The organism is Shewanella baltica, from assembly GCF_900456975.1.
Lineage (GTDB): Bacteria > Pseudomonadota > Gammaproteobacteria > Enterobacterales > Shewanellaceae > Shewanella > Shewanella baltica.
Genome location: NZ_UGYM01000002.1, coordinates 506144 through 519498 on the forward strand (window position 1 = coordinate 506144; position 13355 = coordinate 519498).

The 13355-nt window shown below is 47.9% G+C and carries 13 protein-coding genes; 10 read left to right on the top strand and 3 right to left on the bottom strand.

Annotated elements, in window-relative coordinates; genetic code table 11:
• Positions 1 to 383: 383 nt before the first annotated feature.
• Genes DYH48_RS02280 through DYH48_RS02295 form a run of 4 tightly spaced genes read left to right on the top strand, consistent with a single transcriptional unit; the run spans position 384 to position 3612 of the window.
• Entirely contained in the window at positions 384 to 1223 is an 840-nt protein-coding gene (locus tag DYH48_RS02280) for a MipA/OmpV family protein (protein ID WP_115336076.1), read from the top strand.
• A gap of 10 nt (positions 1224 to 1233) precedes the next feature.
• The gene (locus tag DYH48_RS02285) at positions 1234 to 1617 is read left to right on the top strand and encodes a DUF3019 domain-containing protein (protein ID WP_006080305.1); all 384 of its coding nucleotides are present in this window, start codon (positions 1234 to 1236) and stop codon (positions 1615 to 1617) included.
• A 1-nt stretch (position 1618) separates the two neighbouring features.
• Positions 1619 to 2323: a response regulator gene (locus DYH48_RS02290; RefSeq protein ID WP_006080306.1), complete on the top strand. Its 705-nt coding sequence runs from the start codon at positions 1619 to 1621 to the stop codon at positions 2321 to 2323.
• Positions 2320 to 3612 carry an ATP-binding protein gene (locus DYH48_RS02295; protein ID WP_115333942.1) on the top strand — a complete coding sequence of 431 codons (1293 nt, stop codon included), beginning with the start codon at positions 2320 to 2322 and terminating at the stop codon, positions 3610 to 3612. The genes DYH48_RS02290 and DYH48_RS02295 overlap by 4 nt, the downstream gene beginning before the upstream one ends.
• A gap of 232 nt (positions 3613 to 3844) precedes the next feature.
• Here the strand turns inward: DYH48_RS02295 and DYH48_RS02300 are convergent, their stop codons facing one another.
• From DYH48_RS02300 to DYH48_RS02310, 3 genes are all read right to left on the bottom strand, one after another.
• Positions 3845 to 4303 (bottom strand): CC0125/CC1285 family lipoprotein, encoded by a 459-nt coding sequence (locus DYH48_RS02300; protein WP_006080308.1) that lies wholly within the window; start codon positions 4301 to 4303, stop codon positions 3845 to 3847.
• Between the two features lie 21 nt (positions 4304 to 4324).
• Entirely contained in the window at positions 4325 to 5098 is a 774-nt protein-coding gene (ompV, locus tag DYH48_RS02305; RefSeq protein WP_012090121.1) for an outer membrane protein OmpV, read from the bottom strand.
• Between the two features lie 345 nt (positions 5099 to 5443).
• Positions 5444 to 6484: an NADP(H)-dependent aldo-keto reductase gene (locus DYH48_RS02310; protein ID WP_115333943.1), complete on the bottom strand. Its 1041-nt coding sequence runs from the start codon at positions 6482 to 6484 to the stop codon at positions 5444 to 5446.
• 454 nt (positions 6485 to 6938) lie between these two features.
• Between DYH48_RS02310 and DYH48_RS02315 the strand changes: the two genes are divergently transcribed.
• The 6 genes from DYH48_RS02315 to nqrF all read left to right on the top strand — a co-directional run bounded on the left by DYH48_RS02315 (position 6939) and on the right by nqrF (position 12870).
• Complete coding sequence (locus tag DYH48_RS02315; protein WP_071938532.1) at positions 6939 to 8312, top strand: Na(+)-translocating NADH-quinone reductase subunit A; 1374 nt, start codon at positions 6939 to 6941, stop codon at positions 8310 to 8312.
• Positions 8312 to 9544, top strand: coding sequence for an NADH:ubiquinone reductase (Na(+)-transporting) subunit B (locus tag DYH48_RS02320; protein ID WP_115333944.1), 1233 nt, complete (start codon positions 8312 to 8314; stop codon positions 9542 to 9544). The genes DYH48_RS02315 and DYH48_RS02320 overlap by 1 nt, the downstream gene beginning before the upstream one ends.
• Positions 9534 to 10340, top strand: coding sequence for a Na(+)-translocating NADH-quinone reductase subunit C (locus DYH48_RS02325; RefSeq protein WP_115333945.1), 807 nt, complete (start codon positions 9534 to 9536; stop codon positions 10338 to 10340). The genes DYH48_RS02320 and DYH48_RS02325 overlap by 11 nt, the downstream gene beginning before the upstream one ends.
• Positions 10337 to 10957 carry an NADH:ubiquinone reductase (Na(+)-transporting) subunit D gene (locus DYH48_RS02330; protein WP_006080314.1) on the top strand — a complete coding sequence of 207 codons (621 nt, stop codon included), beginning with the start codon at positions 10337 to 10339 and terminating at the stop codon, positions 10955 to 10957. The genes DYH48_RS02325 and DYH48_RS02330 overlap by 4 nt, the downstream gene beginning before the upstream one ends.
• A gap of 9 nt (positions 10958 to 10966) precedes the next feature.
• Positions 10967 to 11575, top strand: a complete 609-nt coding sequence (gene nqrE, locus DYH48_RS02335; RefSeq protein ID WP_106651538.1) for an NADH:ubiquinone reductase (Na(+)-transporting) subunit E — start codon at positions 10967 to 10969, stop codon at positions 11573 to 11575.
• 77 nt (positions 11576 to 11652) lie between these two features.
• Positions 11653 to 12870: an NADH:ubiquinone reductase (Na(+)-transporting) subunit F gene (nqrF, locus tag DYH48_RS02340; RefSeq protein ID WP_115333946.1), complete on the top strand. Its 1218-nt coding sequence runs from the start codon at positions 11653 to 11655 to the stop codon at positions 12868 to 12870.
• Positions 12871 to 13355: the final 485 nt, after the last annotated feature.

Below are 13355 nucleotides of genomic sequence, written 5' to 3' on the forward strand. Positions count from 1 at the left end.
TCTGACGATATTATCGTCGCAAAAATGTCACTGCTTGTGCAGTGGCGGATAAAAAGACTAGGGCGTGTTGACGTTTCGAGATTGAATTTTGTTCGCTCTGGCAAGCTCGTGATCGCGAAACGAGGAGTGAAGTGTAGTTATTCTACTCAAATGACGAGTGACAAAGAGCAAGAGCTTGCCAGACGAACCCTTCGGGCAGCGTTTGGCTGGCATTTCTGCCGCGTTATCGCCCGTTTATGTAGAATAACTACACCACACGGGCTTTGCCTTGCATAAAAGCCAGCCAAATCGCTGCAAAAACAACCCTGAAACGTCAACACACCCTAACAAACTGTTGTAATATGTAGCGCTAAATAACGACTAGAAATGTGGATTAAATGGGCATGCGTATTCTTTGGCTTTTTGTGTTAACGCTCAGCATGCTTTCCGGTACCGCTGCCGCATCGGATATTGCCAGCAGTGTCAACGGAGGCACCAATCGTCTAGCCGATGGCGGTGATTTTGAACTGGGTATAAGTGTTTACGGGATCAATCAAATTGATGTTCGGCAAACCGGTTCTGGCACTGCGCAACTGTCGTTGTTGATTAGTGGCATGTATCAGTACAAAGGCATGTTTGTTGAGATGATCCACCAATCTCAGGATGGGGTTAATCTTGGGGTTAATCTTTGGAGTTCAGAGGATTGGTCCTTTGATCTGTTATTGGCGAACTTACAAGGTTCATGGTCTCGTCCAGATGTGGATCCCAGCACACTCGATGAAGCTGGCCGCAATGCTTATCTACTATCGGAAGATTCGCTCTATATTGGCGCAGGTTTTCGTGCGACGCGTTACTGGGGCGATAACTACGTTTTTCAGTACAGATTAGTATCTGATTATTATGATGATCAGGGTATTCAGAGTTCCGCCAGATTGGGTAAGTCTTGGCAGGTACGTAATTGGAATTTTCACGTTTTGGGAAGCGTAGGCTACTCATCAGCCACCTTGAATCGTTATCTTTTTGGTGTCAGCAAAGAAGAAGCAACTGAACTCTTTCCCGAATATCACCCGAGCAGTTCTTTTAGCTACGGCATGGAGCTCGGTGTTGCCTATCCGCTGAGTGAAAATTTTGTCTTCCGGGCCATGTATCGCTTCAATGTATTATCCCAAGAAGTGACGGACAGTCCCTTTAATCAAGCTGGCTATGCATCGTTTTTTAATGCCTCTATCAGCTATGTGTTTTAGGGGCGTGGGCATGAAGCGATTTTATTTATGGCTAGTGTTACTGAATGCGCCTTTTTTTGCTTGGGGTCAGGACGATTCGGTGATTTTTACTGCGACCCCAGAGCGCTGCATTGCGCTCCATAAAGGGCAAACTTGCTATCAAGATGTGTTGTTTCGATGGCAAACACCGACGAGCGGCGAGTACTGCCTCATACTGACAGACCGCCAACACCAGCTAATCTGCTGGAGCGGCAAAGCTATGCAAGAATATCAATATAGTTTTGAAGGCGATAAAACGGCGACCTTTAGTTTGATCCGTAATGATGATGTGCAACCACTGGCGCAGGTCAAAGTGGTAGTGACTTGGGTTTATAAGGCCCCTAAACAGAGTCAGTCAGGTTGGAGGTTATTCTAATATGTCAGTTGAAAAGCACATCTTAGTGGTCGAAGACGATATCTCGCTGGCAGAGTGGATCAGTGATTATTTACTGGATCACGGTTACGAAGTCACGGTTGCCAGCCAAGGCGATTTTGCCTTAGAGATGATAGCCGAAGAGATACCTGACTTAGTGTTACTCGACGTGATGTTACCCGTTAAGAATGGTTTCGATGTCTGTAAGGAAGCGAGGGCATTTTATGCTGGACCCATTCTCTTTATGACGGCTTGTGTTGAGGATGGGGATGAGATCCGCGGATTAGATGTCGGGGCAGATGATTACCTGACTAAGCCGATCCGGCCACAGGTGTTGTTAGCGCGGATAAAAGCCCTGTTACGCCGTGTGGGTGATGAGGAGCAAAAACAACAGTTAGTGTTTGATTCGCTGGTACTCAATGCGACGGCAAAATCGGTCACTATCGATAAACAGCCGCTGGATTTGAATGCCAATGAGTTCGATGTGTTGTGGCTGCTGGCATTGAAGGCGGGCACGATAGTGAGTCGTAATGAACTGGTGGCTCAGCTGCGAGGCATTGAATACGATGGCCTAGATCGTTCAGTTGATATTCGCATATCGCGTTTACGCAAGAAATTGCAGGAAGCCTTGAGTCAGCCCTATAAAGTGAAAACCATTCGTGGCAAGGGATACCTTTTTTGCCGCGATGAGGGTGAGCAAGCTTTATGAAGAAGTTGATGACTTCTCTGGTGTTGGTGGTGCTGGTGGCCATTGCGAGCCTAGGCTGGTCGATAAGCGAGTTTGCAACACTTTTAGACTCTGAAAAAGAAACGCCCAGTCCTGCAACTAACCTCGCCGCATTAAAACTACTGGGTGGCACACTGGCGCAAACGCTCGATAACGATAGCGTTAACAATCAAGGTTTTATCGCAAGCTGGAACCAGCTAAATTCAGAGCAGTTATCTTTAGCGAGTGAAGCCGATTTCGTTTTACCCTCTGCCCTAAAAACCGCTTTTTATGCCGGGGAATCACTGCTGCTGGAGTCCGATGACGGCATCTCCTTGCATTATTTACTGCCAAAAACGGGGAAGGTATTAAACATCAATACTGATATCGTCACGCCCACCGATGTCAGCTTTGACTTGAATAAGCTGTATACCATGCTTTTTTATGGCGGCGTGGTGCTGATTTTGTTGGTGTGGGTGTCGCCCTTGATCCGTCAACTGGTTAATCTCAGTAAGGCAACCCAAGCGTTTGGCATGGGGGAGTTGCAGCAGAGAATTCCTGTTAGAAAAACGTCGTACATAGGTGCTATTGAAAGCGAATTCAACCGCATGGCGGATCGTATTCAGCAATTGATCGATGACAATAAACTGCTCAGTCGAGCTGTTTCTCACGATTTAAAAACTCCGATCGCACGGCTAAGATTCGGCATTGAGGCGCTGGAAGAAACCCAAAGCGAACAGCTCAGAGTGAAGTATTTCCAGCGCTTGAACCGCGATCTAGACACGATGGAAGACTTGGTGATGACGTTGCTGAGTTATGCCCGCCTCGATGAAGCGAATATCCAGCCCGATTGGCAGTCGATTGAACTCAATGCTTGGCTACTCGAAAAGTATCAAGGCCAAGTGTACCCCGATTTTTCAGTTGAACTGGTTACCTATCCCACAGCACTCAAGATCAAGACAGATCCCAAGTACTTATCAATGCAGGTGAATAATTTGCTTAATAATGCGCTGCGTTTTGGTAAGGCAAAGATTCGGCTGACGTTGGCAGTCGAGGAGGGCGCGACCTGGTTACACGTTGACGATGACGGTCCAGGCATAGATGAACTGGAGTCTGCGCAGGTGATTAAGCCTTTTGTGCGTGGTCAGCACAGTCGTGGAAATTCCGGTCATGGCATGGGGTTGGCGATTGTCGACAGAATTGGTTGTTGGATGAATGCCCCATTACGTATTGGACGCTCCCCTGAGCTCGGTGGCGCTCGCATGTCACTAAAATTCAAGGCTGAAGTTTAACGCTGAGTTTAAGGCTAAAGTTTCGGACTGGAGATTTAGACCGGAATTTAAGGCCGAATTTTAAAGCGGAGTTTATAGCAAGAGTTTAAGACTGGATTTTAACGCTGGGGGCAGAGTTGTTTTCATCGGCTGCGTAACGCTGCATAACCATCAGGCAAAGCGAGCAATGTCGCGATGTAGCGATAAAACAGCACCAGCCTAGGAGCTAGGCTGGTGCACGTTTGATTTGCAATTAACCTTTCACATCGACATTGTTAAGTATGTAATCCGTGTCGTAGATACGTGAGTTCGTATTTTCTGGTTTGCTATGTAAACCTGTGACTTCGACCATGACAGAAGTTTCTTGATTCATCGTCGAACTCCCCCACAAAATATCGTTACTGCTGTTCTTTCCTACCCCAAATTGGCCCACTGCGTCACGATCGGTTTGTTCGCGAGTGAAAGTGAAGTAGCTATAACCAGCCTGTTTGCATAACTCAGCCGATTTACGCATGACGTACTTTCGGGCCAATGCGCGGTCAGTGTTGGTATTGCCAACAAAGCTAATCTGCCAGCTATCGGGTGCAATCTGTGCGGTTTCAAAGCCTTTACCGAAAGACCAAAATTGTTTTTCGGTATCGTATGAAGTGGCGCAAGCTGAAAGCATCAGGGCTAATCCAGCACATAAAAACGTTTTTTTGATCGATGTCATGGTCTTGTCTCGTCAGGTTAGTTAGAAGCTATAGCTCACGCCAAGAGTAGTAACCCACTGGTTGCTACTGTCGATTAGCGGAGAGTCAGCCATGTTGGCAGCTATGTGCGAGTAACCAGTGGCTTGAGTAATGTCTAAATGCTTAGTGACTGGAATAACCAAAGCGTAACCCAGCTTATAGGCGAAGGTGCCGTCGGCTTGATAAGCAGGGCGCTGCGCCGTTGCTTCAGATGACGTCACACCTGTGTAGTAGTTTGCGAAGTCTTTACTGAAATAGTGCACACCTGCATAAGGCACCAGATCCCCAAAGCCCAGATTTATTGGATGGTAGTAGGTTATATCAGCTTGAAAACCATCATAAACATTTGTTACATCGTGTTGGAATTTGGTTGATAACGTGCCTGTGCCTAAATGAATGTCGGCGTTTAAACCCAGATCGCCACTGAATTTACGATCCTTCATGCCAGTTAAAATATCGGCGTCATTGGCATCAAAGCCGGGATTGGCAACCACAAAAATGCTGAAGTTGACGGCACTATCGTTGGTGCCTAAAAAGCGGTAGTTGATACCGGACAGATCGGCGTTGAAGTCCTCACCGTGGTAGCCGCCATTGAGGTAGATACCTGTTTGGTGATCTTGACCCTTATAAAATTGACTGCCAGTAGCAACACCTGCGCCAGCAAAGAACTGATCTTGATGACTATAGATATTACCGTTACGAATGTAGGTATTGCTTTCAGCAAGCGCGTGGCTCGACATCAAAACACTTGTGATTACAAAGCAAAGTTTTTTCATTTTTTGATCCTTAAGACATCTGTCTAGTGACTGTGGCGCCACTATATTTCAGTTCTTAACAGGACTCTGTATCCGAATGTAACCTGACGCATTTTGCCGGAGGACCGTCGAAGGGTATCGGGCTGAGTATGCTGCTGCGAGTTTAACGGGGGTAATACGATAGCTTTGTACTTGGTCAGTGCAAGAGAGTTTGGGCTGAGGGCTTGCCGTTAACCTAAAGCGAGGAGCGAAAAGGGATTGTATTTGCGCTTGGCAAGGGACGTTGAGCTGAATGAAATCAATAGCATCAGGTGTATTGCCTGATGCTATTGGTTATTCAAACGACTCGCCGACTAAGCCTAGGGGCTAAGGGCAAGGTAATCTGAATTTATCGGACAGTTCGTTTAATCGCACTAATAGCTCAGGCGATAAGGTGACTTTCAGGCTGTCGATGTTTTCTTTCAGTTGATACAAGTCGGTGGCGCCTATGATATTGGAGCCGACAAACTGACGTGAGTTAACAAAGGCTAACGCCATTTGCGCTGGCGTGAGTTTGAACTCGTGGGCTAAATCGACGTAGGCTTGCGTGGCCTCCAGTGCCATTTGCGAACCTGTGTAACGGGCGAAACGCTTAAACAAGGTCAGGCGTGCACCTTCAGGCCATTGGTCGTTGCAGTATTTACCGGTTAAGGCGCCAAAGGCCAAGGGTGAGTAGGCGAGCAGCGGCAGGTTTTCACGGTGGCTGATTTCGCTCATGCCGACTTCGAAGCTGCGATTGAGCAAGTTATAAGGGTTTTGCACACTCACAATACGCGGTAAGCCGTGTTTTTCGGCCAGTTGCAGGTACTTCATCAAGCCCCAAGGTGTTTCGTTCGACACACCGATATAGCGCACTTTACCTTGGCGGATCACTTCGGCGAGGGCTTCTAGGGTTTCGAGGATCGGGGTTTGATGTTCTTGATCCTGTTGATCGTAAAACAGTTCACCAAAGAAGTTGGTATTTCGGTCGGGCCAATGGATTTGATAAAGATCGATAGTGTCGATTTGCAGGCGCTCGAGTGACGCATCGACCGCTTGGTGGATATTGTTCCAGTCCAGCGCCATATTCTTGCGAATATAATCACTCTTACCACCCGGTGCGGCAATTTTAGTGGCAATCACTAAGTCGTCACGGTTGCCGTGTGCCTTGATATATTGACCCAGAATACGCTCGGTTTCCCCTTGGGTTTCGGGCTTAGGTGGGACGGGATACATTTCCGCCGTATCGATAAAGTTGATGCCATTTCCTATGGCGTAGTCCAGCTGTGCAAATGCTTCGGCTTGGGTATTTTGTTCGCCCCAAGTCATAGTGCCCAAACAGATTTTGCTGACCTCGAGATTAGAATGCGGTATGCGTCTGTATTCCATCTATTTCTCCTACGAAAACTCTCTTAGTTTGAGGCTACCAAGCTTTTGCTGTAAAGCAAAGGTTAAACCATAGGTTGAAATGTTAGTGCGCTAAAAATAGCCAGCCCGCTAAACGGTATTGCGCCCTGTTGAGGCATGCCATTGGTTGAAGTTTGTTCTCTGAGTCGCGCTTTTAACGGTTTTATCGCTTTGCTGCACTGAGATGGGGATTTTGGCTTATTTTTGTAAACCTTAGGTATGACTAAATCAGCAATAACGTATTTATGAATAAATTGTTATAAAACTACATTTATAGATCGCGGCCAGTTTGGAAGTGAATCTATGTCACAAAACGGCGTAATTTTACGTATCTAACTTACGAATTTGCGGCGGAATGTGACGCCAATATCGGAAACTGGGTTAACAAATCTCTACCCTGAATTTATCTAAAAATTTTTCATGGTTGATATTTGTGATGGCAGATTTTTCAAACCAAATTGTAACGATCAAAAAAGGCCTCGACTTGCCGATTGCTGGCGAGCCGCGACAGGTCATTGAACTCGGTGCTAAGCCATCCCAAGTGGCTGTTCTGGGTGAAGAATTCGTTGGGCTTAAGCCGACGATGTTGGTCGAAGAGGGCGATTGGGTTCAAAAGGGCCAAGCCCTGTTTGAAGATAAAAAAACACCGGGCGTGTTGTTCACTGCACCCGCTAGTGGCCAAGTCGTGGCGATTAACCGCGGCGAGCGCCGAATTCTACAATCGGTTGTCATTCGTTGTGATGACGGCGAAAACCGCGATGGACAGATTTCCTTCGAGATCCATCAAGACATCGCCGCTTTAGCAAGGTCAACCGTTCAGGCGCAATTAGTGAAAAGCGGTCTATGGACTGCACTGCGTACGCGGCCTTTCTCGCGCGTGCCTGCGCTCGATAGCACGCCCGCAGGGATTTTTGTTACCGCAATTGATACTAATCCACTGGCCGCCGATCCGCGTTTGATCATCGCCGAGCAAACCGAGGCTTTTAAAGCTGGCTTGCTGGTGTTGAGCCGCTTAACCGAGGGCAAGGTTTACCTGTGTCAGGATAAGGGCGAAGCTATTGTGAAAGAGGCATTGCCGCAACTTGAGCTGCGCCGTTTTGACGGGGTTCATCCTGCAGGTTTAGTCGGCACTCATATTCACTTTATTCTACCTGTGAGTTTAGAGCGTCAGGTATGGCATATCGGCTATCAAGACGTGATTGCCTACGGCAAGTTATTCCAAACCGGTGAGTTATATACCGACCGCATCGTCGCCTTAGGTGGCCCGAGCGTGCTAAATCCGCGTTTACTGCGCACTCAGTTGGGCGCCGAGTTAAGTCCTTTAGTCAGTGATGACATCAAACCCGGCCAAAACCGCGTGGTATCGGGCTCAGTGTTATCAGGCCATACGGCGGTTGGTGTGCATGACTTTTTAGGTCGATTCCACAACCAAGTGTCAGTGCTGAGCGAAGATGCGCAGCACCATGTGCTTTCTTGGGTACGGGGTGGCTCGGATAAATTCTCTATTACCCGAGCAGTGACATCACGTTTGTTTGGTGCCACTAAGCTGTTCGAATTCACTACCCATCAGGGCGGTTCAGCCCGCGCTATGATGGCCTTTGGTCAGCTAGATCGCGTGATGCCACTGGATATTTTACCCACTTTGCTCGTTCGAGACTTAGTGGTGCGTGATACCGATGAGGCGCAGGCCTTAGGTGCATTGGAGTTAGATGAAGAAGATCTGGCGCTGTGTACTTTTGTGTGTCCCGGCAAATATGACTTTGGTAAAGAATTACGTGCCTGTCTAGATGTTATCGAGAGGGAAGGTTAATGACTAAGCAAGTTAAAAAGCCTGATTTACAGCAAGCCGCAGATTTACAGGAAGAATACTACGCAACGGGTAAGTCGATGAAGGGCTTTTTGCGTTCACTCGTCATTGCCAGTGGCCACAGCACTAAGGGTAAAGTACATGTGCGTGACGCGATTGACGTGAAACGTACCATGACGCTAGTCGGTTTGTGTTTACTGCCCGCCATTTTATTCGGTCTATATAACATTGGCCTACAGGCACAGCTTGCGCTCGCGGGCGGCTTATCGACCCCAGATATTTGGAAGTTAGAAATCTTTAATACCCTGTTTGGCGGCCTTAGCCAAGACACTGGGATATTAGGTCTATTCCTCTATGGTCTTAGTTTTTATCTGCCGATTTACCTGACGGCGCTGCTGACCAGTTTGTTTTGGGAAGTGGTGTTTGCGCGGGTTCGCGGCCAAGAGTTGCACGAAGGCTTCTTCGTTACAGCCCTGCTATTTACCTTAATTTTGCCAGTATCGACACCGCTATGGCTGGTGGCCATGGGGATTTCCTTTGGTGTGGTTGTGGCTAAAGAGCTGTTTGGCGGCATGGGATATAACTTCCTTAACCCTGCGCTGGCGGGCTTGGCTTTTATCTACTTCGCCTATCCCTCTGAAGTTTCAACCATTAAACAGCTGGTTGCCGTTGATGGTTTCTCTGGTGCAACGGCGCTGGCACAAACCGCAGCGGGCAAGCTGAGCTTTACCGATTACGCTTGGTTTAGCGCCTTTAGCGATCCTAACTGGTGGAACAACTTTTTTGGCTTTACCGTGGGCGCGATTGGTGAAACTAGCACCTTAGCCATTTTGATCGGCGGTTCACTATTGCTGATCAGCCGCTTAGCCGACTGGCGCATTGTGCTTGGTGTGCTGCTGGGCATGATTGCGACTGCAACCATCTGTAATTACATCGGTTCTAGCAGCAATGACATGATGGCAATGCCGTGGACTTGGCATCTGGTCACTGGCGGTTTTGCGCTGGCGATGATGTTTATGGCCACCGATCCTGTGACCACTTCCTACACTCGCCAAGGCAAATTTGCCTACGGTGCCTTGATTGGTTTTATGACAGTGCTTATCCGTGTCGCTAACCCAAAAATGCCTGAGGGCGTGATGTTAGCCATTCTGTTCGCCAACCTTTGGGCGCCGCTGTTCGATTATCTGGTGGCCCGCGCCAACATCAAACGGAGATTAAAACGTCATGGTCTTTAAGAAAGATACTGTGGTGGGGACCATGATCTTCACCATCACGCTCTGCCTCCTGTGCTCGTTTATGATCACAGGCACAGCAGGCATATTGAAAGAACGTAAAGTCGCCAAAAAACGTGACGAAGTGAAGCGTTATGTGTTGATGGCCGCTGATGTGAACTTAGGTCAGGACACTGACTTTAGAGAGATTTTCGCTAAATCGGTTAAGCCATTATTGATCAACTTAGACACAGGTAAGGTGGACTCTGACGCTAACGTGCTCGATTTCGATGAGCGTATGGCGGCGATTAATCCTGAGACCTCAAGCGCACCGAAAAAGGACATCGCCAAGATTAAAACCCGTGCGAACGATGCGCGCGTATTTAAAGTGCTCGATGCCGACGGCAAGTTAGACAGTGTGGTTGTGCCTTTCTACGGTAAAGGTCTGTGGTCGATGATCTACGGTTATGTGGCGGTTGAACCCGATTTCAATACCATCAAAGGGTTAGTCGTGTACGAGCATGGCGAAACCCCAGGTATCGGCGACTTTGTGACCGATCCCCATTGGTTATCGCTATGGAAGGGTAAGCAATTATTTGATGAAAAAGGCAAGTTCTCGATACGTCTTGTTAAAGGCGGTGCCAAAGAAGGCGATGTTCACGGTGTGGATGCGGTCAGTGGCGCGACTATGACAGGCCGCGGCGTGCAGCGCGCGATGGAGTTTTGGTTTGGCGTTGAGGGATTTCAAACCTTCTTCAATCAGCTGAAAGCGTCGGCCGCGCTGGGTGAATTGCAAGGTGAGATGGGAGAGGCAAAATGAGCAACACTTTATCCATGCGTGACATGCTAACGGGGCCAGTGTTTGCCAATAACCCCGTCGCCATGCAAGTGCTGGGCGTATGTTCGGCGCTGGCGGTCAGTAACTCAATGCAAACCGCTGTGGTGATGACACTGGCAGTGACCTTTGTGTTGGTATTTTCCAACCTGATTATCTCTGCCATCCGTAACTTTATCCCAACCAGTGTGCGCATTATCGCGCAGATGACGGTTATCGCCTCTTTGGTGATTATCGTCGATATGGTACTGCAGGATGTGGCCTACGAGTTATCTAAACAACTTTCTGTATTCGTTGGGTTAATTATCACTAACTGTATCATCATGGGCCGCGCAGAAGCCTTCGCCATGAAGTATCCACCGCATTTAGCGGTCGTCGATGCGCTGGGTAATGCGACAGGTTATGGCTTGATTTTGATCAGCGTCGCCTTTGTACGCGAGCTGTTAGGAACGGGCAATTTATTCGGTCATAGCGTGTTTACCACCATTGAAAATGGCGGCTGGTACTTGCCAAACGAGATGTTCAAGTTACCACCGAGCGCCTTCTTCCTGATTGGCGTGCTGATCTGGACTATCAATGTGATCCAGCGGAAACGGGGTTAAGGAGCAGATATGGAACACTATATAAATCTATTTTTGCAGGCCACTTTTATCGACAACATGGCGCTGTCGTTCTTCTTGGGCATGTGTACTTTCTTGGCCGTGTCTAAAAAAGTGTCAACCGCCTTTGGTCTAGGTGTCGCCGTGATTGTGGTCATGACCTTAGCCGTGCCGTTAAACCAGCTGATTTACGTCAAAGTGCTCGCACCTGGTGCATTGTCTTGGGCGGGATTACCCGGTATCGATTTAAGTTACCTGCAGCTGATCACTTTCATCGGTGTGATTGCGGCGTTAGTGCAAATCCTTGAAATGTTTTTGGATAAGTACATTCCTAGCCTGTATGACTCCCTTGGGATCTTCTTACCTTTGCTCACAGTAAACTGCGCGATTTTTGCTGGGGTGATCTTTATGGCGAACCGTGATTACAACTTCGGTGAGTCAGTGGTGTTTGCTATGGGCTCGGGTTTTGGCTGGGCGGTGGCAATTGTGCTGCTGGCGGGGCTGCGTGAAAGAATGAAATTCAACGCGATTCCCGAAGGCTTACAAGGTATTGGTATCACCTTTATCACAACAGGCTTGATGGCGCTGGGCTTTATGTCTTTCTCAGGGATCTCGCTGTAAAGCTACAGTAGGCGAGCCAAGAATTGAGAAAGTGAAACCAGATTCTTTTTAGAAAAGAGCTAGAAAAGGGTAATACGATGGAAATGGCAATTGGCATAGGCATGTTCACGCTAGTGGTCTGTCTATTGGTGATAGTGATTCTAATCGCCAAAAAGCAATTAGTGGCTACGGGTGAAGTGACAATAAGCATCAACGAAGATGCCGAAAAAAGCATTCAAGTTGCGGCGGGTGACAAGTTGCTCGGCGCTTTGGCGAGTCAGAGTATTTTTATTCCGTCAGCCTGTGGTGGCGGCGGAACCTGCGGTCAGTGCCGAGTGAAAATCAAATCGGGCGGCGGTGACATTCTGCCGACTGAAATGGGCCATATCACCAAGAAAGAGGCTAAAGAAGGGTGTCGTCTCGCCTGCCAAGTCTCAGTGAAAACCGATATGGAGCTTGAGCTCGACGAAGAAATCTTTGGGGTGAAAAAGTGGCAATGCAAAGTGATCTCTAATGATAACAAGGCGACTTTTATCAAGGAGTTATTGCTTGAGTTACCCGAAGGTGAAGATGTTCGCTTTAAAGCGGGGGGGTATATTCAAATCGAAGCGCCAGCCCATGTGGTGAAATACGCTGACTTTGATATTCCTGAAAAATACCGTGGCGATTGGGACAAATACGGCCTGTTTGATATTGTCTCTACCGTTAATGAAGAAGTGTTGCGCGCTTACTCTATGGCCAACTATCCCGATGAAAAGGGCCGCATTATGCTGAACGTGCGGATTGCGACGCCGCCATCGGCCAATGTGCCAGCGGGCAAGATGTCATCTTACATCTTCAACCTGAAAGCGGGCGATACTGTGACGATTTCTGGGCCATTCGGTGAGTTCTTTGTGAAGGAAACCGATGCGGAAATGGTGTTTATCGGCGGCGGTGCGGGCATGGCACCTATGCGTTCACACATTTTCGATCAGCTTAAGAGTAAGAAAACCACACGTAAAATGAGCTTCTGGTACGGCGCACGTTCGACCCGTGAAGTGTTTTACCAAGCGGATTTCGATGCCCTAGCGGCCGAGAATGACAACTTCGTTTGGCATGTGGCGTTATCTGAGCCATTGCCTGAGGATAATTGGACTGGCTACACTGGCTTTATCCATAATGTGATTTATGAGAATTATCTTAAAAATCATAAGGCACCAGAAGACTGCGAGTACTACATGTGTGGTCCTCCAATCATGAACTCTTCAGTGATAAAGATGCTTGAAAGCCTAGGTGTTGAGCCAGAAAACATCCTACTCGATGATTTTGGTGATTAGCCGTTAAACTTAAGCTAGAGCTTAATCAGAGCTTCAATTAGCGGTTAAAGCTTGAAACTCATAACTCGCGTTAAGGCAACTTAACGCGAGTTTTGTTTTCTGAGGTGTTTTGGGGGATTTGGCGTATTAGGTGGGGGAAGGCCTTAAATCAAACGTAAGTCGCTTTTGGATAAAAGAGTGTTGGAAAATTGTGTAGTGCTAGTACAGCTGAGTAACCTGTAACTTCAGTTATTAGGCATTTTACGTTCGCTGATTTCCACTCATACAGGTGCGCCATGGCATTCACTCATCGACACGCAGCTAGTCCATCCGTGGATGCTCGACCGCCCCGTCCATGGGGCGGACGGTCGTCTCGCCAATCACCATGGCGCACCTTTCGAGCATTCGCGTAATCTGTAGATTTATAAGACATACGCAACATACTTTGGGACATTTCCAAGTTAGACTTTTAGTTCGAATTAGTGAGTTTCGTATGAAGATTTCTA